Source organism: Lysinibacillus zambalensis (genome assembly GCF_040183165.1).
GTDB lineage: Bacteria > Bacillota > Bacilli > Bacillales_A > Planococcaceae > Lysinibacillus > Lysinibacillus zambalensis.
Genome location: NZ_JBEGDG010000001.1, coordinates 371935 through 396682, shown reverse-complemented (window position 1 = coordinate 396682; position 24748 = coordinate 371935). Strand labels below are relative to the sequence as shown.

Here is a 24748-nt window from a genome sequence, read left to right as displayed (position 1 = left end):
TGATTTAAATAATTTAAATAAAAAAGACGAATCCATTTTGAAAAAAGTTTGTTCAAATTGGATTCGTCTTTTGATCTCTTTTTATTTGAAATTTATTATTTTTTAGGTATCTTTGTTGCACTTTTTCTTAGCATAGTCTGCTTCATTTCGTAAAGTTTTTTACTGTTTTGTCAGGATTAATAATTATTGTTAGTGTATTTAATAGAATTGTACTGATTAATAATATGTTTACAGCAAATACGGAACTACTAGTTATATCCATAAGAGCAGACCAATCCTCAATCTTAACAAGGTGGTTATTATAAAATAATTGGAAACTTATCGATATAGCACAAGCACTGAAACTTAAAGTGCAAAAGATTAATCTATAATTGTGGACTTTCTTATTAGTACTCAAAAGACTACAAATTGGTAACAGTATTGCTATTACACCAAGTACTAGGCTTCCCAGGTTAAGAAAACCGATCATAGAACATCTCCCCCTTATTATTAAAGGACGAAAGTAATTGGAAATTGTTTCTTGTTTATGATGAATGAATTATAAAATTTGTTAGATTGTTTTTTTAATATTGAGCAATACGAAGAGTAATCTTTTTGAAAGAAGGTCTGCAAAAGTCAGCATTCTAGATGTGACTCTTGCAGTAATGATTAATATTCGCATTTTAATGTAATCCGTCTTTTAACACAAAGTCTATAACAGATTTTTGTTGAGAAAGTTTGTAATAAGCATCAAAAATTTCCGTAAGTGCTTTGGCTAAATTTTCATTTTTTACATCATGTTTCTCTAGTATTTGATTAATTAGAAATTCCATTGGTTCTAACATTAATACCACCTACCTTTCTTATAGTAGGTTAACATTTAGGTATAAACATTTTCTGAACAAAATAGAAAATGCCGCAGCGCCGTCACAAGATACAGCTCAGAAATTAAGCCAAGGGATAATTGGTCGGTTTGCAATGAATACATTATTTCAAGCACCATACATATTGAGGCGAAAAATAAACTCGAGTGACCAGCAGATTTTTTTGAATATACTATTTGAGACTAAAACAATTAAGGAGATGGTGTAGTGAGCGAAATAGATAAACGAAACAGATTAAGCGAAGAACCATTTGCTTATCAAATAACGAAAAAAGGAACGGTAGTAATAGAATACGAGGGTAAACAGATAAAAATTGTAAAGGATAGGGAGGGCGAGCGACTTATCGCAAAAATCAAAGAAGTTGCAGACAATCAAACAGCAGTACAGTTATTGTTAGCTAAAATTACAGGTAATTTTAAACGAGGTAACGAGAAAATTGGAAAAAATAAAAGAAAGTAATCTAAGACCTCGTAGTTTCATATTTCCTCTTACCAGTTTCAACACCTACTTCATAAATAAAGAGGATCATAATAAAGAAAAGAATAATTTCTTGAGTAGAGCTAGCTGACCAAAAGCCCAAATAATACATGAACACAAGAAAGATAGCTAAAAGGGTTTTAATAATCTTTAGCGTCATCCTAGATACCTCCTAATAGTTGGATAGATGATCATATAGTCAGGAAGTCTTGCTGAATAATCCGTTAAAAATGATGAATAATTATTTTACTAATCCAAACTGCAAAGATAACCCAAATAATAATAAAAAGAATACCAACAAACCAATTCTTTGGTTTTCCAGATTGTTTTAACTTATCCGCAGCTTCCTTATGATCATCAATCACATGTTGTGGAATTAATTTTAAAGCGAAGATAATTCCAAAAGGTACAATTATCAAATCATCAAGATACCCTAAAATAGGAATAAAATCCGGAATTAAATCTATTGGGCTAAAAGCATAAGCAACTATTAGTATTGCCACAAGCTTTGCATACCAGGGGGTTCTTGGATCTTTATAAGACAAGTAAAGTACAAATAAATTTTGTTTTAATTTTTTAGCAAAGGCTTTGAACTTTGATAGTAAATTTTTACTCATTGAAAAATCTTCCCCCATTCCTAGAAAGTATATATCATAAAAATACATCGAGGAAGAGAAATACTTACTGTACTTCAAATGATAATATGGAGTTAGATTTTAGTATTTATAAATTCCATTAACAAAGCACAATCATTATTAATTGTTTTAACTTTTGTAAACCCGCATTTTTCGTAACATCTAATAGCTCTTTCGTTAGAAACTTCAGGGTCTACTATTATAATTTCAGCGTCTGTAATTTTAATTATGAGTTGAATAAATTTACAAACCATAATAGTTCCATAGCCTTTATTAAATTGATTAGGATTACCGATAAATTGATCAATTCCAATAACCACTTCATTATTTAAGTAGCCTAATTCTTTTAATTCTTCCGTTTGAAGTTTATAGTATTGCATAAATCCTATTGGGGAACCGTCTAACTCAACAATGAAGGGGAGAACTAGAATTTCACCACGAACGCGTGGCTCATATTTTTTCCTTACTTGTTCTATTGAAAATGGTGAATTAATATCCCCATAAAATTCTAAAACTTCTTTCGTACTCAACCATTTAGCCATAAAGCCATAATCATTATTAGTCATTTTTCTGATGTGTATATTGGTGATAACCAAAAAAATCCCCCTTTAACTACTAGTATTGAAAAAATTTTATTCACTACCTACTTTAACATCTTTCAGCAGGTGTCCAAACATCCGTTGAAAGGAGTTTAAGCATCCTGCCGATTCCGGACGCAATTATGTCGAGGGATAATTGATATTTAGAACAACCACTCTATCTGTGGTTGGGAAGTTTCTGCATGATATCAGACCGACGACAGACTTTCCGGGCCAAGATTTCTTTGTAGTACTCGTAATCGCATGAATTATTTACCAATAGTTAATAATGGATAAAATACGTATAATAAGGATGCTATTAATATCAATTAATAGAATATTAATGAAAGATTGGAATGAATGAAGTATGGGTAAAATGAAAAGGTTAGTAGTTTGTTGTTTAATAGTAGTTATAGCAACATTCCACTTCAGTACAGGGAATAGTACTGTATATGCAAGTGGAACTGATAATCTGATTTATAATGGTAAGGTGTTAAACGGGAGACTTTACGCACCTATTCGAGCTGTAGGCGAAAAGATAAATGCGCAAGTGAGCTGGGATGGGGCAACGAAAACAGCTACTTTAACCAAAAATAAGAAAATAATCAAAATGACACTTGGCTCCAAGATACTAAAAGTCAATAATGAGCAACTCCAAATGGATGTATCGTTACTTTTAGATAATGGAAGCATTTTTTTACCGATAAGATTTATCGGTGATGCACTAGATTACAGAACTATTTGGTTGAAATCGAATCGATATGCCAGTATGTATTCAGAGCAGGAGCAGGCTGGTATCGTTGTCTATGCTCAACCACTGTTCTATGAGGACGGCTTTAAGCTGCTTGATGAAGCCATTGCTAAAGTAAAAAATGTTTCAACTGTCGCTCAAAAAAGACAGTATTTGAAGCCATACTTCACGGATGAAGTGATTAATTTAATTATTATGAGAAACTTAACCTTTACGGATATGTCAGAAACAAGTTATTATTCGTATTCTTATCCAAAAGAAACGAATATGAGCATTAGACGTTTGGTTCCTGGATCTGGAGGAAATGTGATACAAAATGTTTTACTTACAAAGAGAAATAATCAATGGCTAGTGGGTTCTCTTGAAGAAGAATTTGTTCCATACAGGCCATAGAAATTTTGTTTACTAACTACGCTTACATCTTAGGGCACTGACTGTCGTTTTTGAGACAGTAAGAAAACAACTTTTTACAGCCAGTTGTCGCTATTTAGCGTGCGACTGGCTGTTTAGTTTCGTTTGAAAACCGATAATTTGTTAGTGTCGTCGAGCAAATGATGAGGTAATTGATAAAGGGCTTAATTATCCATTTTTATACATGCATATTAAGGATTAACTTTTAGGAAGGAAGTAATTTATAATTCAAAACCGACCAATTTCTAGTTAGTTGCAAAGCCGTGGGAATTGAAGCAATCGTTGCTCCAAATACTGCAGTGTTAGTGAACGAAATAAATTAAAAAATTAACTTTTATTCGACAATTCATTGCTAACTAATAAAACTGTAAATGTAACAGATGTATCAAAAGGAAATGTAAAACATGTAGCATCTTTTGCTATCAAAGAGTTGTCTATAGCTAAAGGAATTTTAATCCGCATCAAATACACTTGAGAGATTTTGCGTGTGTCGAGGTCATTCAAATTCCGAATGCTTCAAGAAGTGCATAATCAGCATGGTGTTCCAACAAATCATTTGCCGACTTATGTTGAAGAAGAATTAAAAGTGTCTTTACACATTACTAAAAGAACATGAAGTAAAAATGAGCGCCGCAAAAGCAAATACAAGATTAATTTAATTAGGTCTACTAAAGATTAAAATGTCTCAAGAAAATAAAGCTTCTAAGCTGCAACTTAAACATGACATAAACTTGAATAGCGTCCACTCATTTCATTTTTCAAAGTAAATTTTAACGTATAGTTGTTACAATTTGAGGTCGATGTTACTCTCAATAGGAGGGCGTACTATCGAAAAACCCAAATGAAAAGTGTTTAAAAGCCATTTTAAACTTCTCCGAGTTTATAATTTTACTCCCCCACAATCAATAATCTTGGTGAGTGGTGGAGTAAAGCAGTTAATGAAATGACAAAAAGAGATGTTCAATTATACTTTTTTGCTATTCAAGGTGCATTAAACAATAACTATATTCTCATAAAATAGTTTCTAAAATGTTTTCTGAACTTGAACGACGTAAAAATCAGAGATAGATCATTCATATTACGTAATTTAATTATGTCTAACACTCCCATTCGGGGGTGTTTTTTCATTGGCAGGGGTGAGAAAAATATAAAGGTATGAAAATAGTAATAGAAATCTCTCCATTTTTTATGTATATTTATGGTTGAGGAGGAATATATAATGAAGAAATTTTTAGTGTTATTATGCATGTCTTTGTTCTTAGTTGCTTGCGGTAACTCAGAAGAAAAAAGTGCTTCTGAACCTGTCAAAAACCAAGAAGATGATTCAGAAGAAGCAAATCAAAAAGTGTCTAAAAAAGAGGGAAATACAAAACCTGAAGAATCAAAAGCCCCAACCCAAATAAAATTAGGTGAAGTGATGGTTGTTAATGATTTTGCGGAAATCACTTTGAATAGCAATAATTTTGGTCAAGTTATTAATCCGCCAAATCCAGGTGATTTCTACACATACTATGAAAATAAAGAACCAAATCAAGTGTATTTAGACAGTGTTATTACGTTGAAAAGTTTACAAACTTCGGGAAAAGTTGCAAGTGATTTTGTAAGTCTAAAAATTATTTACGATGATAAATATGAATATACAACATTTTCTACGCTAGAAGAAAATGGGGGTAAAGACTTCACTTATTCAAATATTACTTATATTGAGCCATTACAAACTGGAGTGTTGCACTTTTTAGCATCTTTACCATCTGAAACAGAGAATGATGGCAAACCATTAAAAGCCGTTTTTACAGTTAATGGTGAAACATTCGAACAAATAATTAGATAGATTCACCTTTTAAAGACACTCACCTCTGTTGTGTACCCCAATTTGTATCCCAAATAAGTAATGCATAACGGGTAAAAAAGGATAACACTATTTTTTTCCAAATAAAGAATTGGATAAAAATTCTTTTTATTGTAAAATTAAATATCCTATTTTTTTAATATCTAAAATGCAAATACCCCGCCAAATCAATATTTTTACGCTATAATGTAGGACGAGGTGAAGAAAATGTTTGTAAGTGAAAAACAAATTGAAATTCGATATGCTGAGACCGACCAAATGGGCGTAGTGTATCATGCGAACTACATTATTTGGATGGAAATAGGTCGTTCACAGTTAGTTAATGATGCAGGCTTTGAGTATGCAGAGTTAGAAAAAGATGGTTATGTATCGCCAGTGATGGATTTATCCATTTCTTATAAGGCAGCAATGCATTATGGCCAAGTGGCAACGGTCCGTACATGGGTGGAAAAGCACGATCGTCTACGTACAACTTATGGCTATGAAATTTTACATGAAGATGGCACGATTGCAGCGACTGCTCAGTCCGTACATATTCTAGCGCAAAAAGATACGTTACGTCCGGTGTCCTTAAGTAAAATTGATCCGGCATGGGATGCAAAATACAAAGAAATCGCATGCGAGACGAAATAGGAGTAACATATATGGAACTATTATTAGCGATAGGTGCAATTATGGCATGTCTTGGTGTCGTGCTAGGCGCTTTTGGAGCACATGCATTAAAAGATAAATTTGCGTCCCCACACTACGCAGCCATTTGGGAAACTGCAGTGCAATATCATATGTACCATTCATTAGGTTTACTGGGGCTTGGTATTTTATCGAGTGATGCTCTTTTAGGAGCTTCTAGTATGCTTTCTTGGGCAGGTTATTTAATGTTTGCAGGTATAGTGTTTTTCTCGGGTAGTTTATATGTATTGGCGGTTACAGGTGTGAAAAAGCTTGGAGCGATTACTCCGATCGGTGGTCTGTTATTTATCATTGCCTGGGTGCTAGTGGCTATTTCCGCATTTTCTTAGAATATCCACTATAAATCGAGTGAGGTAGTTCCTATGGAGCTATCTCATTTTTTATAAAGAAGTAAAAAAATGAAACAAATTGGTCTATTTGTGCGTATTACATAATGATTAGATTATTTTAGCATTTTAGCTTATTTCAACGGTTGCTCAAACATCCGCTGAAATACAGGAATTCAGGTTAAGCACTTCATGTCTGAGAATATGCCTGAGTGACCAACGTCGTGTGGGTATAAAGCCTGCAGACGCAATTGTATCGAGGTATATTTGATATGGTAAAATAAGTCTTAAGTATATAAATTGAAGGTGGGAATAAATATGGGTTTATTAAAAGCAGGAGTTGGTGCATTAGCAGGTGTTTTAGAAGATCAATGGCGTGAATATTTCTATTGTGAATCACTGTCCGCTGATGTTCTTGTGGCAAAAGGTTTTAAACGTACTTCTAAACGAGGGTCAAATAAAGGTAATGACAATATTATTAGTAATGGTTCTATTATTGCTATAAATGAAGGGCAATGTATGATGATTGTCGAGCAAGGGAAAGTAGTGGAGTTTTCTGCTGAATCTGGGGAGTATGTTTATGATACATCAACAGAGCCTTCGATTATGTATGGCAGCGATTTGTCTGAAGATATTATGGAAACATTCAAGCAGATTGGTAAACGCTTCACTTTTGGAGGAGAACCTGCAAAGGATCAGCGTGTGTACTATTTCAATAAAAAAGAAATCGTAGGTAATAAATATGGGACACCAGCACCGGTCCCTTTCCGCGTGATCGACCGTAATATCGGCCTAGATATTGATATTGCTATTCGTTGTCATGGCGAATATTCATATAAAATTGTCGATCCATTATTATTCTATACAAATGTTTGTGGAAACGTAGAGCGTGAATTTACAAGAGATGCCATCGATAGTCAATTAAAAACGGAGCTGATGACTGCGTTACAGCCGGCTTTCGCACATATTTCTGCAAGCGGGGTTCGCTATAGCGAAATTCCGGCTCATACTGTAGCTCTAGCGGATGCCCTAAATAAAGTATTATCAGAGAAATGGCTATCAACTCGTGGTTTAGCAGTTGTATCTTTTGGCATCAGTTCTTTAAAAGCATCTGAAGAAGATGAAGCAATGATTAAACAACTACAACGAAATGCAGTGATGCGTGATCCAGGTATGGCTGCGGCTCATTTAACGGGTGCTCAGGCAGAAGCAATGATTGCAGCATCCAAAAATGATGGTGGAGCAATGGCAGGATTTATGGGCATGAATATGGCAGCTCAAGCAGGCGGTGTTAATGCAGGACAGCTTTACCAAATGAATGAGCAAAATAAACAGGTAGCCCAGCAACAACAAACGGCGCCGAATTCAGGTACATGGAAATGTGCATGTGGCAACGAAAACACTGGTAAATTCTGCTCGAATTGTGGGACACCAAAACCTGCAGAAGAAGGATGGACTTGTACTTGTGGTGCTGTCAACAAAGGCAAATTCTGTGGCGATTGTGGTGCTAAAAAACCTTCAGGAGCATTACAATACGTTTGTGATAAATGTGGATGGCAGCCAGAAGATCCTGCGAACCCACCAAAGTTCTGTCCTGAGTGTGGCGATGTGTTTGATGAGAATGATGTTAAGTAAGGAGATGGCTAATGATGCCAACGCAAGATGCAGAAAATTTTAAACAAGTAAAGCTTGATTTTGATGCTGAGTGTCCATCATGTAGTGCATCTATTGAATTCAACCCCGCAACTGGCAAACTTACGTGTCCGTATTGTGGCTATGAGACTGAAATTGCAGCCCCAGAAAAGCAAGAGGAAAAAGTTGCCCAGGAAATGGATTTTGCAATGGCTGAAGAACGTGGGAATTTTAACTGGGGTGTTGAGAAAAAAACAGTTATTTGTAAAGCCTGTGCGGCAGAAACAATTTATGATGCGTTACAGGTAGCCGATAGTTGCCCGTATTGTGGTTCTAATCAAGTTATGGAGGCAAGTGCTAAAAATACACTAGCTCCGAACGGGGTATGTGCATTTGAAATAACAGATAAGCAAGCAGGAGAGAACTTTCAAAGTTGGATTAAGGGAAAATGGTTCACACCAAAAGCAGCAAAAGAAAGTGCAAAGCCTGATTCATTTAAAGGTGTTTATCTTCCATATTGGACTTTTGATACTAAAACAAGCTCAAGGTATTCTGCAAGTTACGGTAGACATCGAACAGTTACAGATAAAGAGGGAAATACCCGAACTGAAACAGATTGGTATTCCACAAGTGGTTTTTATCAGGAATTTATTGATGATCATTTGATTAGTGCAACAGCCCGTTATGATCGAAATATGATGAGAAAAATAGAACCTTTTAATTTACTCAACAATAAAGCTTATAAACCAGAGTATGTATCAGGCTTTTTATCAGAACGCTACAGTATTGGTTTACAGGACGGATGGAGTCAAGCGAAGAGGGAAATTTCAGATCATCTGGAGGCACAAATTACTTCGAAAATACGATGGGAACATAATGCGGACGTAGTATCTAGTTTACATTTCTCAACAACGCATGATGATATTACATATAAATATCTAATGTTACCAATTTGGCTTTCTTCATTCCGCTACAAAGAAAAGGTTTATCGATTTATGGTGAATGGACAGACAGGTCGAGTAGGTGGAGATGCCCCGATTTCACCACTTCGTGTAACAATTGCAATAATCTTATCATTAATTACAATTGCTATTATTTGGTATTTCTTTATGTCAGAATAGTAAGGAGCAGTATTCCTGTGGGTTAATCCATACGTTGGAATGCTGCTTTTTATCTACTTTCTGGCAATAATTGATTTAGTAGTAAATGCGTCTGCACAAAAAATAAATGGGTGAACGGCTGAATCATTGTAGGAAATAGGATGAAAACTTCTAGTTATCACGGCTTTCACATCAGATAGTTGCATAAATTATAATAGGAAGAAATTCTAAGGGGTTTTACACATTACTGCATGAAAAAGGCGAATCCATGTGTTCGTGTGGCGCTAAATAAAAATATATGTACTTAAGCAACCTATTTTATGGGTAAGTCGTTATGAAAGATGGAATGTCAGAAAAACGCACGATATAGAGTACGTCTGTGGTATGAAAAAGAAATGTTATTTCGTCAAAGTAATGGTACTTCTTATGACCCTTTATTGTTAAGTACTGATGAACATAAAGCGTATGAAAAAAATGATTAGGCACTAATTCTTTTTATTAATACATCATCTTGGTAGGATCTTGTTAAACTTCAGGACAATTTATTCCATAAAATAACGTCATGTGAAGTTGCCAATTTACTTTAAACAAATTATTATACATTCAGAGAGCTTTTTTCATGAAATGAGCTGTGAATGTAATGTTATTCTTGGATAACATCATGTATGGAGGTTTCGACAATGGATGCAATTGAAGTGTTAACAAATTTAGATCAAATACATGGGTATTTTCAACCTATATTTAGCGCGGATGCGCATACGGTGATTGCCTACGAAATTTCCGGACAGTTAGAAATTGAAGGTCAACAAATTAATTTAAAAGACTTTGTGAATAACGAAGATATTCCAGAAGAATATCGTATCGATATGGAACATAAAATTTTACACGCTGCATTAGCAAAAGTAAATGAAATCGGACAGGATATTGATATTTATATTCCAAGTAACCCGAACTTACTGATGGAGGATTTCGGTGAAAGTCATTTTAATATTATTCAACAATACATCAGTGAAGAGGATTTACATCGTATTGTGTTAGTTGTTTCTGAGCATCGTTTTTTAGGTGACATTAATAAGTTGCACCATGCAGTACGATACTTTACGACTTTTGGTGTCAAAATTGCTATTCAGGAAGTAGGAGCGGAGAGTCATCTAGAGCACATTGCTTTATTATCACCACAAATCTTAAAGGTCAATATTCGTGACCTAAATTATGATTCTTGGTCCGCACAGTCAGATATGATATCAGCAATAGGTAGCCTAGCTTATAAAATTGGTGCAAATCTTTTATTTGAAGGAATCGAAACAGTTTATCAATTACAATTTGCCTGGAAAAACGGAGGCCGATTTTATCAGGGCCGATACTTGGCAAATTCTGCATTAACATTCGTAGAGAAGGATATTTTAAAAGAGCGTTTTAAAGAAGAATGCCAACAATTTATTACCTCTGAAAAGAAAATTTTGGAGGCACAATATTTTGAGTTGAAAAAGTTGAGGGAGGAGCTAGAAGCGATCGTCCATCGTGTTAAGCCTTCTAGTGACAACATCACACATTTAGAGCATCTAGCGCAGTTGTTGGATAGTTATTCGTTCCGAGTATATATCTGTAATGAAGATGGTTTCCAACTATCCCCAAACGTCATGCGTATTGACGGTCAGTGGGAATTGCAGCCTAGGGCGATCAATAAAAACTGGAGTTGGCGACCATACTTCCTACAAACAATCATTAAAATGCGCAACGATCAAAGCGGAGAAATTTCGGAACTTTATCGAGATATCGAGACAGGAGAAATTACAAGAACATTTTCGATTGCAATAAACGAGCATGAGTACTTGTTCGTCGATCTTTCGTATGATTATCTTTATGAGCATAACATCTTTAGATAGTGCAACAAATGCTTATATATCAAGGTTTCTGGGGTACAAGATTAACTTGTACCCCTAATTTGTGTAAAGATGATTACTTGAATTTTATTGGATAAAAGAATTGTTTTTTTTTGCAACGGCGTAACAGTAACTTCAGCAAATCAATTTATGGGCAGGAAATCTTTTGATTGAATGCTTATTTTTTATGGTAAAAAACGATGTAACTCTACCAATACATTAAAAGCATTGCTGTTAAGAGACTTAGAAAAAAGCTAAATGTAGGGGAAATTAAAGGAAAGAGATGAAAATAGATATGAGTACCACTCACATTGTTACTAGTTATTTTGTTAGTAGCGTGTAACAAAGAAAGCGACAGTGGTAAGAAAACCGATAATGCTGATCAAACAGCAGAGGAAACACCATTAAAAGTCGATAAAGGACTTTTAAACGTTGAAGTTACAATACCAGCTTCGTTTTTGGAAGGTCAGGACATCGAAACTGCGATTACTGCAGCGAAAGAAGAAGGGGTTAATGAAGTCATTAAAAATAGTGATGGCTCTTTAACATACAAAATGCCTAAATCAGTTCATAAAAAAATGTTGAAAGAGCTGGAAGAAAGTGTTTTAGAAACGGTAGAAGAAATTAAAACTAGTGATGATTTTACTTCTATTAAAGATGTAACTTATAATAAGTCCTTTACGGAGTTTACACTAACTGTAGATAAGGAACAGTTTGACAACGGATTTGATGGTATGTCATCTATGGGACTTGCTATAGTGGGTATGTATTATCAACTTTTCAATGGAATGGATCCGGAGAAGTTTAAAGTTACTGTTAACTTTAAAGATGAGGCAAATGGAGATGTATTTAACTCAGTTGTTTATCCTGATGATTTGAATGATAAATAAACTGGAGAACACTTAGTATGGAATGATCCTCTTTAAATTGGGCATATAAAAATGACTATATAATTCTAGTCACTTACATGTCCTTTTGAAGGGGATATTTTTATAAGGTACGCAATATTTGAGTGAAAAAAATTTCAGTAGCTAAATAAAAAGCTAAAAGGTCAATCTATGTGGGAAAGCCACCGAAAAAGTCGATTAATACCAAAATTTTCGGTATTAATCGACTTTTAATACTTAATATAATTGAAAAACTTAATCAGTTATAATATCCAATTATTTAAATTGGATTGAGAAGGTTTGCGTTTTTATTGTCCTTTTCCCTGAATTTCTTCATTGAAAAAGTGGATACCTGTATGTCCTCCACCTTCAGCAACCATTTCGTTTGATGCTATTTTTGTTGGAGATGTTCCAGCTCGTGTCGCTGCTTGAGCAGTTATCCGCTCTGATATGTTTTCGTCCATTTCCGCAGTAGTTAAATAGGATCCTAATTTAGTTTTTGCATTATTGAGCATACTTAATGCTTTATCACGGTTTTCTTTTTTACTTAAATAAGTAGCTATTAAAGCTAACCCTGTAATTACAACACCTGTTCTTCGTTTCGCCATTATTAACCCCTCCCCAAAATATTGTACCTGGTTCTATATTTTTTCTTTCCCCTATTTTAAGAGGACTAAACATAGTGAATAGAGTACAACAGCAAATTTCGACGTGAATTTGAAACGAATCATTACAATTTTAGAAGAAAAAGGTAGTAAAGGAGAATAAAGAAGACCAATTCTTGTTCAAGTTCATGAGCAAGAATTGGTCTTTTAGCATTAAAAACTGGATGTTTTTCAGTCCCTTGAATATACAGACAGCATCTTTAAAAAACAATATTAAAAAGTTTTAAACATTATTGATATTGCGATTTAAGAACTGTGTTGTCATTACATTCTACCTGGATTAAATGAAGAATCAAAAAAGGATAATGATATTATGAAATTTATTAACGATGCACCAAAAGCAGTGATATGAGAATATCTCACTAACATCCGCTGAAAAGTCTAAGAACGCCACGTCCTGTGGCAATTTATTTGTGCGAAAGCAAAGCGACAGCAACACGGTTTTATCTTTGCGAAAGCGAAGCGTCAGCAACAACAACAACAACAACAACAACAACAACAACAACAACAACAACAACACAACAACAACACACGACTGAGTGGCCAACATCACGTTGGTCCAAAGGCTCTGCGGAAGTCACAGAAATCGAAAGGGAGTTCGCAAATAATGTTAGCCTAAAATCATCGCATAATTGATGTAAATTATTTTAACGGAATTCCAAGTCCTAATGTAGAAGCGATCGAGACAATAGAGCTAATAACACCTAGTATACTAGTTAACTTCTCTAATGGTTTTTTAGCTTTCTCATTATCTCCATTTTCAATATGAGTTTTAAGAAGTTCAAAATGAGCTTCTGCAATTTCTCGTTGTTCATCTGCTAGGTGCTGAATTTCTTTTTGAAGCTGTTGTAAAGCATTGATAATGTCACTTGGCGGGCTAGCTATCCCTTGACTGAGTGTACCATTGTTTTCAATAGTTATATTACCTTTGTTTTCTCCAAAAGTTAGACCACCATATTTACTAGATTCACCCATATAACCATCTCCTAATATAATAGTAACTTTCCCAAGTTTTGATACTTTATCCAATACTTGATCGGAATTTTCTTTTGTTAAAATATCGATAATTTCTCTTAAACTCTCAGGTTTATTGTGTTTAGTTAACCCGACATTTTCCTTTTTATTAGTAATTTTTTTTTTGAAAAACTTTGTCTGAAATCCTCACTTAATTCAATGATTGGAATAGCGTTTAAAGGATCAAAACAGTTCTCTGTACCACAATATTTGCATGTAACGGAATCGATATTTTCAAGCTCGGATTTACTAGCAGTTAAAATACTTCTACTACATTCCTCACATTGAAATTCTAATTTTATAATGAGCGCTTCTTGTTTTTCTAATTCAGATAATTGATCAATAACTAATCCAAGAGGCAAGTTAGTTATTTTTGCAATATAACTATGGTAAAATTTATCAATTTTACTGATAGCGATTACCTCAAGTGCATTATCTATTTTTTGAGAAATTTCCCATGGCTTTAAATTGCTCAATACTTTTACCTCGCAGAATAAATTTGGTAAATCAATTTTTCTCTAATATAATCCAATACAGGTTCAGACGCAAATACATTGAACTTAAATGTCTTTGTATTTACACCGATTCGAACAGAATATTCTTGTTTAACCCCATCAACACTATGTTCAAATAGTATAGATCCTTTTTGTTTGGAAAGATAAGGCTCTAAATAATTGTATAAGGGTAAACCTCTTAGTTCTCTAATGCTACCTAATCCAATCGTTTCAAGACCACTTAACAGTAACAAAGTAAAAGGTGTTGTTTCTAAAATACCGGTGATATGTTCGCAATTTAAATTTTGCTCTAGAACTGATAATTCACCATTAGTATAGTATTCATCAATTGCAGAAAGTATACTCACAATGGATTGACCCTGTGTTTCTTCAAATGTATTGACTAATCCTGCTGGTCTTCCTGTAGCATCAATCAGCCTTCCTTGAAGGGAATCCGCTAAAGTCGCAAGATTACCACCGTAATTATCCAATAAATCATACTGTTTGAATTCGTATTGTTCATCAACTACTTTAGTTAACCAGGCAATTATTTTTTTTGCAACGGCAGAACTTGCTCGTACTTCAATTATTCCCTTAAGTTCATCAATGTAAACGGTTGTAATTTCGTGTTTAATGTATTCTCTACGGTTTGCTAAAAAGTAATCAACATTAACACCTGTTCTATGAATGAATCGTAAATAATATATTTGTGAACCTTCGATATCAGCACCAGCAATAATGGTAGGATCAATAGGGACATTTTCGCTATTTGGTGTAACTACTGTTTCGAAAGGATTAAATGGCATTTTATTAATAATACTTTGTTTAAAACCTGTTAAATCAGTTTTATTTGTCGCCTGGTACCAAGCTAAGGAAACTGCTCCAGAGAAAATATTATCGCTGATTATTTTAAGAACATCGCCATCAATATGCTCAAAAACATCCCAAACTCTGCTAGCTAATTCATTTACATTGCCATTGGTATCTAAAGTCATTTTATTACAAATCTCTTTAAGTAGAGTTTTGCTTAATCTATGCAAGTCTTGGGGGAAAATTAAAGATTTAATAGTGTTCATTTAACACCCTCCAGAATTATATTCTGTGTTCAATGAAAGTATGCATTTTACTTAATAAATATAATAGTATATGTATGAAAAACCCAAAAAATGACAAAATAATGTTGGTTGACAAGAAAAGATGGACATATATAGACCAAGGTAGATGAAATTAGGAACAAAAATGTTAAAAAGTGGATGTTTATATAAAACGTCAATTCAGTACTTCACCCAAAATTAAAAAGTCACTCCTTAAAAAATGAGTGATTTTTCTTAATTATTCGGCAAAATGAAATTAGGGTACATAGGAGAAGCTGGTTCTCAAATGTACCCCACTTGATTTTCCTTTAAATACTTTAAACGATGAATGTTAGTAAAGTTTTGTTCCTACTATTAATGAATCTCTGTTAATTCTGAATTCAGAACTCTTTGAGCAGTAATAATAACACCCGAAGCTGTTCTACCATAAACGCTGTATAATCCGCCATTTTGATCAGGAACGATTTCAACTTCATATTGAGCCGAACCTATTACACTTCGAGTTATAAAAGTAGAAGCATTGGCATTTACAGCAAATGCAGTAGTTGATAGTAATCGTCTTGTACCGTTAAGTCTAAAAACTCTTACTACTCCAGTTAGTGTACCTCCAGTTAGATTGAGAATTTTTATACGAACGCTAGCTGCATTAGCTGGTTGATTTCCTGTATTTTCAATTGGTCCAGTAGTTAAAGGCAATTTAAATTCACCTCCTTCTATAAAATAGATTTATAATCTGCAGATTACATTTTCATTGTATGCAGTATCTATAGTAATGCTCTAAACGTATTCATCAATTTTCTATAAAAATGTAGAAATTGATATTTATATTTTTCTTCTTTAGCTATCGAATGAGCTATGACTTTCTACCATTTGGGGGGGTGTCACCTAATTTTTACTTTTGCAGGTATTGAGGATATTGGGCGTTATATGAGTAAATCAGATGCGTAACAGTACATATTACTGCTTCTCGATAGGGCGGGGTGAGGATATAATTTATTGCTAGGAGTTCCTATTCTGGTATAATTAACTGCTAGAGAGGATGATCAGTATGAGTAAAAATATTGTTGTTATAACAGGGGCAGGCAGTGGTTTAGGTGCAGCACTTGCTAAAAAGTATTCGACTTTAGGCTATCACATTTGTTTGCTTGGTAGAACAAAATCAAAGCTTGAGAATACGGCTAAAATGTTAACTAATGGCTATTCTATTTATGAGGTGGATGTTTCTTCAAAACAAATGGTTACTCAAATAATTCATTCTATACAGGATGAGTTTGGGTCCATTCCATTGCTAATTAATAATGCGGGTGTTGGCTATTTTGATATTGCTGAAAACTTGAATGAGGATTCAGTTCATCAAATGATTGATATTAACTTAAAAGGAACAATTTTTTGTTCACAAGCAGTATTAAAAGGTATGAAAGAACGTAATGAAGGAACAATCATCAATATTGTTTCAACAGCTGGTCTAGAAGGAAAAGTTACGGAATCTGTTTATTGTGCTAGTAAATTTGGTGTACGCGGATTTACCGAGAGTTTAGCATTAGAATTAAGCGAAACAGCGATTAATGTATGTGCTGTATACATGGGTGGTATGAGAACAGAGTTTTGGGACGGGATTTTCACTGAGGAAAAAACTAAAACATTAATGGATCCTAATGACATCGCGGATATTATTATGGATAATATAAAACCAAGAAAAGCGTTAGCTGTAACTGAGGTTGTAATTAAAAATCGACGATAACACAATGATCTGAATGAAAATGACCAGGCACTGCATTTAATATTGTGCCTGGTCATTTTCTATTCCATTTAATATTTCATCAAATGTTTAGCATTCTAGCCGGCTATATGTCAAACATTATCTTTTTAGCCATGCCAATAAGGGGCGAGTAGCATTGCTTAAAGAATCTTTTTTTGTCATTGCAACTGCATCTTAGTATACTGGTAGCCCATTATTTTGAAAAGCTTCAACGGCTGCTTTTATAACTTCATGAAAATGCCTTTGGTTTGCTAGTATTTGATGGAAAAAATACTCTGCTTTTGGATAACTATTTAACCCTAAAAAACCTTACTTAACTTGATAAACCATTAATCAATCATGTGAAAAACCGAAAATGCATTTCATATTTCGATGAAAATTGAAATATTTCTCTTGTACTATAAAAATTGAAAGTACCGATTGGAGGAGAAAAAATGACTCAAATTGCTAAAACAGAAATTATTCATCCAAAAATTTTATACTACGGGACACCTGTGATTTTATTAACTACACTGAATGAAGATGATACCGTAAATATTAGCCCTCTTTCGTCATCATGGGCGTTAGGGGATTGTATAATATTAGGAATTGGGCATGGAGGAAAAGCTATTGAAAATTTAGAACGACATCCAGAATGTGTAATTAATGTCCCAGGACCTTCATTATGGGAGAACGTAGAAAAATTAGCTCCATTTACAGGGAAAAATCCCGTTCCAGAATTTAAGAGAGTGAATGGATTTTCATTTGAAAAAGAAAAATATGAAATTAGCAACTTAACACCAACCGAGTCTAAATCAGTAAAGCCTTCAAGAATTGCAGAGTGTCCAATTCAACTGGAGGCAAGGGTAAAACATATTCGAATCCCTGAATATGCCTCTTTTTTTGCCATTGTTGAGACACAAGTTTTACATGTCCATGCCCATAAGGAAATTATTGTTGAAGAAAATTATATTGATCCAAATAAATGGAGCCCACTAATTTATAATTTCCGACATTATTTTGGACTTGATCATCAGTTAGGTAAAGCCTTTAGAGCAGAAATTTAACTATTATTGGATATCGTAGAAAAGATCAGCACTCATTTTTTATGAGCGACTGGTCTTTTAGTGACTTTTATTAAAGAACATTAAGTTACAAAACTGTCATATTGTGATTTCTTTAGTCATGTAAAACGATTGTTGTGGCCCGAAATGCTTGGTATAGTTAACGATGCTGTTATGATATTTTATAACCCTATACCTAGCATTGATTGCTTAAAGGAGAAATGAAAATGAAAGCACTATTAAAAATCTATTTGTCTATAATCGTTACGATTGTGTCCTTTTATAGTTTTACGCCTACAATCGTAAACGCAGATGCAAATGAAAAAATTCAAAAGATTGATCAGTTTATTCAAGAGCAAAAGGCGATTAGTAAAATTCCAGGGATATCGCTAGTAATTGTTGAGAAGGGGAAAACGGTTTATGAAAAAGGTTTTGGATACGCCGATGTTCAGTCAAAAACACCAGTAACCTCCAATACATTATTTGAACTAGGATCTACATCGAAAGCCTTCACTGGATTTGCCATTTTAAAATTGGAAAAGGAAGGGTACCTAAATCGCTCTGATGATGTCCGAAAGTATATCCCGTGGTTGGAGTTGGAATATAATGGGGAACCTCAGGAGATTACTATTAATCAGTTACTGTATCATACAAGTGGTATAGCTACGAACACAATATCAAATATTCCGAAAAGTAACGAAGAGAACGCACTTGAATTGACTGTAAAAAAATTGCTTGATCAGCCATTAAATAGACAGCCAGGTAGCTCATTTGAATACGCAACAATCAATTATGATGTTTTAGGACTCGTTATTGAAAAGGTTTCAAAACAACCTTTTGATATGTATATCAAACAGCAAATATTAGAGCCAATCAATATGAAAGATTCATTTGTTGGACTTCATCAAGTTAAATCTAATGAGATGGCGTCAGGATATAAAATAGGACTGATGAGAGAACAGGAATACACACCACCTATCTATCGTGGAAATATACCTGCTGGATATATTATTAGTAACACTAACGATATAGCAAACTGGTTAAAGCTCCAGTTAGGAAATAGTCAAATTAATTCGTTTGAGAACAAAATTATTCAAGAATCGCATATCCCAGATCAATCTGTAAAGCCATTCGATAAGGATACATACTACGCAAGTGGGTGGGAAGTTATACGAAAAGAAGATAAACAATATATATTCCATGCTGGTGCAAACCCTACATTTTCATCTTATTTCATCATGCAGCCCGATGAACAATTAGGAGTAGCCGTATTATCCAATATGAACTCGAGCTATACAACTGAGATAGGGCAAGGTGTGATGGATTTATGGGAAGGGAAAACGGTAAATACTATTCATGCTGACAACCTTCAGAATTTGGATAAAACGCTGTCACTTATATGCGTTATTGTTATAGGCTTTGGAATGTTTTTAAGCGTTCTATTACTACAATCCTTGAAGAAGGTTATTAAAAAACAACGAATTAGAGTAGCTTTAAATATGAAAAGGGCTTTATTATTAGTTTTTCATTCTTTAAGTGTTGCAATAATTATTGCACTGATCATAATGTTCCCGAAAGTTTTACCTGGGGGATCAAATTGGGAGTTTATTAAAGTATGGGGTCCAACGTCAATTACTGTGTTATTTTATAGTGTAATAGTGTCAAGTGTGATTTACTATTTAGTAGGTTTGGTGAAAATCTTTACGAAAAAGGAAAAGAATTAGAAATGTAGAGATTTGATTGTTCAAGAAAATTATGGTAATGTGAAAATGACTTTAGGTGAAGGGGGAGAATCCGAATGAAAAAAAGATCAATACGTTTTTTATCTATGGGTATCGGATTCTCAACTGCTGTTTTTTTCTAAAATGGAGTTTTTAGGGACGAGTCTGCCCTTTTTTAGAAAAATAAAAACCTAAAGGAGATTAACATGAATACTAAAATAACACGCAAAAATCCAATCCAAGTACCTAGCCCTGTTGGCAACTATAGCCACCTCACAATAATTCCTAAGGATTCAACAATGTATGCATTATCTGGACAGATTGGAGTAGGAGCTAGCGGTGAATTGCCATCGACACTAACAGAGCAGGTTAAAAATACATTGAAAAATATTCAATTAATATTAGAGGCAGAGGGACTTAACGCAGACAATGTGGTGAAGGCCAATATTTGGGCAACAGAAGAAATAGATTGGGATGACTTCTATAAACAATGGGAGACGATGTTTGGAAATCCTTATCCATCTATGACGATAGCTTATATTACTGCTTTAGGACTTCCTGACATTAAATTAGAAATTGATATTTGGGCTGCTAAATAAGCAAAGTACCGACAAAATCTTGAATGATTTTGTCGGTTTTTTTATAGAAATTTTGGGGGGGATATGAAAAAAGGCCACTTTTCCTAAGCGGAAAGTGACCAAAGAAAGATTTAATAATGATGGGGGTGTGTTTCTTGCCCAAGGTATGAGCAAGTTGGAAGCAAATTAGGTACACTACCATTTTATGAAAAAGAAAAGATGGCTGTTAGGTCTTTGCCTAAATCAATTACTTTTTTTAGGTATGTTTTTAGATTTAGTAGAAGTTTTAAGCAAGGAAGGGACTGTCCAATACGTTCCCATGCGCCATAACCACTCAAATGGACCAAATTTAAAGTATTTTAACCAAATCTTACTGAATAGCAATTGGAAAATGTAAATGCCTATACAAATCCATAGAGATTGGATGAAACGAATATTGCCAATAAGGTGAAAAGCATTACCAATTATTAAAATCAGCGCGGTTTGTCCTAAATAATTTGTTAATGCCATTCGACCATAGTCTTTTAAAGGTGAAAGCAAAACTTGACATAAAGGACGTTGCAGTAAAAGCATTAATAATCCTACATAAAATGCTGATACAAATGGGCTAAATTGAAGCCCAATAAGTGTAAACTTTTCAATGTTTGTCACATGTACCTTAAGCTCATCTTCTGTCATTTGATCAAAGTTCACCATTGCCTCTGGGACATAATGCCATTGATACAGCAATCCCCCTACGCTAATAAAGAACATAATAACTGTCAAGATAACTATTCTTTTACGATTGTCATGGATTTTTTCAAAAATTCGATACTGCCCAGCAGCTAATCCTAGTAACATTAGAGGGAACGGCATAGCAATTTTGAAACCAAAATAAGCGGTTACTGCTAATAAAATAAGCCCTATAGTCAGGTTTATTTCTTTACGAACTTTGTAAAAAGGTAACGCTATTAGCCCGAATATTGCATAGATGGTTAATGCTTCTCCAGGTTGGAAATAAAAGTGTACAAGCCCGATTAACAATAAAATAATAATTCTTCTAACAAATAAAAAGTAGGCATTTTCATTTTTAGCTATTGCACGGGAAATGAAAATATAAAAGCCTACACCAAATAAAAATGAAAAAATGGTGAAAAACTTACCTTCCACAAAAAGTGTTAAAAACCTATTGTATGCAACATCTACAGATGTGTCAGGTAGATTAATCCACATTAATCCTGGAATATTAACTAAAATAATTCCTAATAAAGCAAACCCCCTTAAATAATCTAGTGTATCAATACGTTTGTTTAAATCAATTGGTTGCATGTTTCTCACTCCTCATTTACAAAGTATACGGAAGTTATCCATAAAGTAGTAACGATGAATGTTACGCCAATCTTACAAAATCGTCATATAACTTTAATCATTTTCTGGATACATAGATAAAATGTCTTTTGCCTGCTGCCGTAAAATATCGACTAATTCTTTCGGTTCTACAATTTGTGCATGCATGCCAAGCCGATAGAAAAGGGGGCTAATAAAATTAAGCTCACCTTTATCTATAATGGCATTAATATAACCGGTGCCATCTTCTTTGATCACGACCAAATCTTCTAGGTTTGGTTCGCTTTTGCATTGTCGCACACCTTCTCTTGATAATAGTACATGTAAACGGATAGGTTGTTTATTTTCATAATTGCTACTAAACCATTCCTTCAAATTTACAAATACCTCTTTGTTTTCTTCACTTTCTATAATGGAAACAATTCGGTCTACACGAAACAGTAATATTTTTTGTTTTGTGAAATCAAAGGCAGGCATATACCACAATCCATCATGAGCATACACACCAATTGGATGAATATGTTTCGTAGTTGTACCTGATTTTGATTCATAGTGAATATGTAGGTTTTTGTTTTCAATAGCTGCCTCTAAAACGTCTTTCAATAAAGGGGTTTCAATCGCCCGTTTAGGATTCCAAAACGTGATGTAAGATTGAAGTTGATCTACTTTCCGCTTTGCCTCTTCCTGAAGCGAGCTATAAAGCTTATGAGAAGCGGATTGTATTTCTGTATTAAAGGGTAAATCACGGTAATAATGAAGTGATTGGAACGCAAAGAAAATCGAAACTGCCTCATCTTCTGTAAATAAAATAGGGGGAAGAAGTCTGCTCGATAGGACAGTATAGCCACCGTTCCGCCCTTGTTCTGCATAAATAGGTAAACCCATATCACTTAAATCTAAAATATATCGATGGACCGTGCGAATCGATATATTGAACTCATCTGAAATTTCTTGTGCAGTAAATTTCTTTTTTGCACTTACAAACAGAAGGATATCTAATAGTCGTTTTGCTTTTGACATTTTCTCACCTTTTTTCATTTAATCATGCCAGTAGTTGTCATGTTTTTTGTTTAGTATAGATCTTGTTCAGAAGTTTTTCAAAAGTTTAAGGAGATGATGTTATGTCACGAGAAATTATTTTATATATTGCAACTAGTTTGGATGGATATATTGCGAAAGAGAATGATGATTTACAATGGCTGGAAGAAGCAGAGGGGGAAGGGGATGCTGGATATTCAGATATGTATCAATCCATTGATACTGTTATTATGGGTAAAAGAACGTATGATTGGGTTGTAGACCATATCGAGTCTTTTCCATATCCCGATAAGAAATGTTATGTATTCACAACTTCACTAAGTGGTCAAAACGAACATGTTGAGTTTGTAAATGAAGATATTGTAGCGTTTACTAAAAAGTTAAGGGAACAGGAAGGGTCTAAAATTTGGATGGTTGGTGGAGCGGGAGTTCTCGACCCTTTTATAAAGGAACAGTTAATAGATGAAATAATTATTACGATTACACCGCACTTATTAGGTTCTGGCATTCCATTGTTTAAGGATAGTAATCCATTTCAAGACCTGGAGTTAGTAAATACACAACGCTTTGGGCAAATGGTGCAAATGCATTATAAGGTGAAGAAAAAGGTTAGATAATCTGCCACAAAGGTTGATTTTCACTCCGAGTTTGCGCTTTCCGTGGGCTTGGCTTCACTCTCCTCGTCACTACGTTCCTGCGGCGCTATCCGCGCAAGCTCATCCCGCAGGAGTCGCCACTCTCCGCGAAAATCAACAGTTTCTCATCAGTTAAGCTGAAACCAAAATTGTAGGGCTGATGATACTATACCTGAAAAAAGAGGCTATTTGATAAACCTCTTTTTAATAGGAGGAAAGCGAACGGTAGATTTCCCCCATGATTCCCTTCATTTGATGCATACCTGTGTCAGTATTGCTCATCATAACAATCGCTTGTTCAATATATGGATAGGCGACTAACATACATTGAAACCCAACACCCCAGCCAAGAGAGGTAAACTCGAGTTTGTCGTCCGTGCCATCTAGAAATACACCGAGACCTGTCCATTCTTTACAGCCTTGGGAGCGGAATAGTTCTTTTACTTGTTTGGACGCAATGCCAATTTTACTTTGTCCTTTGACGGCATTCATAATATCCAATAATAATTTTGTTAAATCGCTTGGGGTAGTCCATATACCACAAGCGGCAATATAAGGATAAATAGAATATTTCCCTGGAATTACAGCTCCATTTTGATCATGGCCACATGCAAAATTATCTAAAGTCGATGTTGAAAGAGAGGTAGTACATGTACTGTTTGTCATGCTTAGTGGTTTAAATATAAAAGTGTCCATGAGATAAGAAAAAGGTTTTTGAGTTATATCTTCTAGTAATAGTTGAATAAGACAAAAGCCTGCATCAGAATAGTGAAATTCACTTTCAGGTTCATATGTCACTTCAATGGTAGTAGGGCAATATGAGGTTGTACCATTCAATATTTCTACCATGGACGGTATTTCGTTGAAAGATTCTAGTTCCATAAAACTGCCCTCAGGGTCCACAATACCAGATTGATGACAAAGTAAGTTGCGTAATGTAACTTTTTTATGCTTCGTCAATGGATTGTCAGGGACCTTCCATGAAACTAGTTTTTTATTAACATCTTCATCTAAATCTATAATTCCTTGTTCTACGATTTTCATTACTAAAATGCTTGTTAGAAACTTACTGATGGAACAAGCGTTGAAAATGGAGTGCTCATTAACTATTTTATCTGTACCTGCTTCTAGAACACCAAAATGTTCCTGCTTACTGATTTTTCCCTTTTCGATAGCTACAATGCTTAAACCTGTTATATGGTAATTCTCCATGCGTTCACGAATGTTTATCATCTAATATTAAGCTCCTAGTTTTTTTTCTACATTATAACAGAACGGGGGAACTGGTGTTTGCGGAAT

At 34.3% G+C, this 24748-nt stretch carries 27 protein-coding genes; 15 read left to right on the top strand and 12 right to left on the bottom strand.

Annotated elements, in window-relative coordinates; translation table 11 throughout:
* Nucleotides 1-662: 662 nt before the first annotated feature.
* Nucleotides 663-824, bottom strand: a complete 162-nt coding sequence (locus ABNX05_RS01890) for a hypothetical protein (RefSeq protein WP_349658136.1) — start codon at nucleotides 822-824, stop codon at nucleotides 663-665.
* Nucleotides 825-1070: 246 nt separating this feature from the next.
* Here ABNX05_RS01890 and ABNX05_RS01885 point away from each other — a divergent pair, with 246 nt between their 5' ends.
* The gene (locus ABNX05_RS01885) at nucleotides 1071-1322 is read left to right on the top strand and encodes a hypothetical protein (RefSeq protein ID WP_349658135.1); all 252 of its coding nucleotides are present in this window, start codon (nucleotides 1071-1073) and stop codon (nucleotides 1320-1322) included.
* Nucleotide 1323: 1 nt separating this feature from the next.
* Here the strand turns inward: ABNX05_RS01885 and ABNX05_RS01880 are convergent, their stop codons facing one another.
* From ABNX05_RS01880 to ABNX05_RS01870, 3 genes are all read right to left on the bottom strand, one after another.
* A complete protein-coding gene (locus ABNX05_RS01880) occupies nucleotides 1324-1500 on the bottom strand; it encodes a hypothetical protein (RefSeq protein WP_349658134.1) in 177 nt (58 codons plus the stop codon).
* A 64-nt stretch (nucleotides 1501-1564) separates the two neighbouring features.
* Nucleotides 1565-1957 carry a YkvA family protein gene (locus ABNX05_RS01875; protein WP_349658133.1) on the bottom strand — a complete coding sequence of 131 codons (393 nt, stop codon included), beginning with the start codon at nucleotides 1955-1957 and terminating at the stop codon, nucleotides 1565-1567.
* 92 nt (nucleotides 1958-2049) lie between these two features.
* Nucleotides 2050-2571 (bottom strand): GNAT family N-acetyltransferase, encoded by a 522-nt coding sequence (locus ABNX05_RS01870; protein ID WP_349658132.1) that lies wholly within the window; start codon nucleotides 2569-2571, stop codon nucleotides 2050-2052.
* A 358-nt stretch (nucleotides 2572-2929) separates the two neighbouring features.
* Between ABNX05_RS01870 and ABNX05_RS01865 the strand changes: the two genes are divergently transcribed.
* The 8 genes from ABNX05_RS01865 (at nucleotide 2930) to ABNX05_RS01830 (ending at nucleotide 12085) form a co-directional block, all read left to right on the top strand.
* Complete coding sequence (locus tag ABNX05_RS01865) at nucleotides 2930-3697, top strand: copper amine oxidase N-terminal domain-containing protein (RefSeq protein ID WP_349658131.1); 768 nt, start codon at nucleotides 2930-2932, stop codon at nucleotides 3695-3697.
* Between the two features lie 1237 nt (nucleotides 3698-4934).
* Nucleotides 4935-5546, top strand: a complete 612-nt coding sequence (locus tag ABNX05_RS01860) for a hypothetical protein (protein ID WP_349658130.1) — start codon at nucleotides 4935-4937, stop codon at nucleotides 5544-5546.
* Between the two features lie 225 nt (nucleotides 5547-5771).
* Nucleotides 5772-6197, top strand: a complete 426-nt coding sequence (locus tag ABNX05_RS01855; protein WP_134024032.1) for an acyl-CoA thioesterase — start codon at nucleotides 5772-5774, stop codon at nucleotides 6195-6197.
* An 11-nt stretch (nucleotides 6198-6208) separates the two neighbouring features.
* Nucleotides 6209-6583, top strand: a complete 375-nt coding sequence (locus tag ABNX05_RS01850) for a DUF423 domain-containing protein (protein WP_079563230.1) — start codon at nucleotides 6209-6211, stop codon at nucleotides 6581-6583.
* A 315-nt stretch (nucleotides 6584-6898) separates the two neighbouring features.
* Entirely contained in the window at nucleotides 6899-8215 is a 1317-nt protein-coding gene (locus ABNX05_RS01845) for an SPFH domain-containing protein (protein WP_349658129.1), read from the top strand.
* Nucleotides 8216-8229: 14 nt separating this feature from the next.
* Entirely contained in the window at nucleotides 8230-9333 is a 1104-nt protein-coding gene (locus ABNX05_RS01840) for a TFIIB-type zinc ribbon-containing protein (RefSeq protein WP_349658303.1), read from the top strand.
* 659 nt (nucleotides 9334-9992) lie between these two features.
* Nucleotides 9993-11198, top strand: coding sequence for an EAL domain-containing protein (locus ABNX05_RS01835; RefSeq protein ID WP_349658128.1), 1206 nt, complete (start codon nucleotides 9993-9995; stop codon nucleotides 11196-11198).
* A gap of 308 nt (nucleotides 11199-11506) precedes the next feature.
* Nucleotides 11507-12085 carry a hypothetical protein gene (locus tag ABNX05_RS01830; RefSeq protein ID WP_349658127.1) on the top strand — a complete coding sequence of 193 codons (579 nt, stop codon included), beginning with the start codon at nucleotides 11507-11509 and terminating at the stop codon, nucleotides 12083-12085.
* A gap of 305 nt (nucleotides 12086-12390) precedes the next feature.
* On the opposite strand, the gene ABNX05_RS01825 is transcribed toward ABNX05_RS01830, so the two are convergent.
* The gene (locus ABNX05_RS01825) at nucleotides 12391-12690 is read right to left on the bottom strand and encodes a YbyB family protein (RefSeq protein WP_349658126.1); all 300 of its coding nucleotides are present in this window, start codon (nucleotides 12688-12690) and stop codon (nucleotides 12391-12393) included.
* 468 nt (nucleotides 12691-13158) lie between these two features.
* Between ABNX05_RS01825 and ABNX05_RS01820 the strand changes: the two genes are divergently transcribed.
* Nucleotides 13159-13383: a hypothetical protein gene (locus tag ABNX05_RS01820; protein ID WP_349658125.1), complete on the top strand. Its 225-nt coding sequence runs from the start codon at nucleotides 13159-13161 to the stop codon at nucleotides 13381-13383.
* 6 nt (nucleotides 13384-13389) lie between these two features.
* On the opposite strand, the gene ABNX05_RS01815 is transcribed toward ABNX05_RS01820, so the two are convergent.
* From ABNX05_RS01815 to ABNX05_RS01800, 4 genes are all read right to left on the bottom strand, one after another.
* Nucleotides 13390-13722, bottom strand: a complete 333-nt coding sequence (locus tag ABNX05_RS01815) for a hypothetical protein (RefSeq protein ID WP_349658124.1) — start codon at nucleotides 13720-13722, stop codon at nucleotides 13390-13392.
* Between the two features lie 125 nt (nucleotides 13723-13847).
* The gene (locus ABNX05_RS01810) at nucleotides 13848-14237 is read right to left on the bottom strand and encodes a hypothetical protein (RefSeq protein WP_349658123.1); all 390 of its coding nucleotides are present in this window, start codon (nucleotides 14235-14237) and stop codon (nucleotides 13848-13850) included.
* 5 nt (nucleotides 14238-14242) lie between these two features.
* Nucleotides 14243-15331, bottom strand: coding sequence for a hypothetical protein (locus tag ABNX05_RS01805; protein WP_349658122.1), 1089 nt, complete (start codon nucleotides 15329-15331; stop codon nucleotides 14243-14245).
* Nucleotides 15332-15703: 372 nt separating this feature from the next.
* The gene (locus ABNX05_RS01800) at nucleotides 15704-16045 is read right to left on the bottom strand and encodes an ATPase (protein ID WP_349658121.1); all 342 of its coding nucleotides are present in this window, start codon (nucleotides 16043-16045) and stop codon (nucleotides 15704-15706) included.
* Between the two features lie 352 nt (nucleotides 16046-16397).
* On the opposite strand from ABNX05_RS01800, the gene ABNX05_RS01795 reads away from it, so the two are divergent.
* The 4 genes from ABNX05_RS01795 to ABNX05_RS01780 all read left to right on the top strand — a co-directional run bounded on the left by ABNX05_RS01795 (nucleotide 16398) and on the right by ABNX05_RS01780 (nucleotide 20471).
* A complete protein-coding gene (locus ABNX05_RS01795; RefSeq protein WP_349658120.1) occupies nucleotides 16398-17090 on the top strand; it encodes an SDR family oxidoreductase in 693 nt (230 codons plus the stop codon).
* A 452-nt stretch (nucleotides 17091-17542) separates the two neighbouring features.
* The gene (locus tag ABNX05_RS01790) at nucleotides 17543-18154 is read left to right on the top strand and encodes a flavin reductase family protein (protein ID WP_349658119.1); all 612 of its coding nucleotides are present in this window, start codon (nucleotides 17543-17545) and stop codon (nucleotides 18152-18154) included.
* A gap of 218 nt (nucleotides 18155-18372) precedes the next feature.
* Complete coding sequence (locus tag ABNX05_RS01785; RefSeq protein WP_432760110.1) at nucleotides 18373-19875, top strand: serine hydrolase domain-containing protein; 1503 nt, start codon at nucleotides 18373-18375, stop codon at nucleotides 19873-19875.
* Between the two features lie 203 nt (nucleotides 19876-20078).
* Nucleotides 20079-20471 (top strand): RidA family protein, encoded by a 393-nt coding sequence (locus ABNX05_RS01780; RefSeq protein ID WP_349658117.1) that lies wholly within the window; start codon nucleotides 20079-20081, stop codon nucleotides 20469-20471.
* A gap of 222 nt (nucleotides 20472-20693) precedes the next feature.
* Here the strand turns inward: ABNX05_RS01780 and ABNX05_RS01775 are convergent, their stop codons facing one another.
* Nucleotides 20694-21758: a DUF418 domain-containing protein gene (locus ABNX05_RS01775; RefSeq protein ID WP_349658116.1), complete on the bottom strand. Its 1065-nt coding sequence runs from the start codon at nucleotides 21756-21758 to the stop codon at nucleotides 20694-20696.
* Between the two features lie 93 nt (nucleotides 21759-21851).
* The gene (locus ABNX05_RS01770; protein ID WP_349658115.1) at nucleotides 21852-22796 is read right to left on the bottom strand and encodes a helix-turn-helix transcriptional regulator; all 945 of its coding nucleotides are present in this window, start codon (nucleotides 22794-22796) and stop codon (nucleotides 21852-21854) included.
* A gap of 101 nt (nucleotides 22797-22897) precedes the next feature.
* Here ABNX05_RS01770 and ABNX05_RS01765 point away from each other — a divergent pair, with 101 nt between their 5' ends.
* Complete coding sequence (locus tag ABNX05_RS01765; protein WP_349658114.1) at nucleotides 22898-23431, top strand: dihydrofolate reductase family protein; 534 nt, start codon at nucleotides 22898-22900, stop codon at nucleotides 23429-23431.
* A gap of 222 nt (nucleotides 23432-23653) precedes the next feature.
* On the opposite strand, the gene ABNX05_RS01760 is transcribed toward ABNX05_RS01765, so the two are convergent.
* Nucleotides 23654-24682 (bottom strand): serine hydrolase domain-containing protein, encoded by a 1029-nt coding sequence (locus ABNX05_RS01760; protein ID WP_349658113.1) that lies wholly within the window; start codon nucleotides 24680-24682, stop codon nucleotides 23654-23656.
* Between the last annotated feature and the right edge of the window lie 66 nt (nucleotides 24683-24748).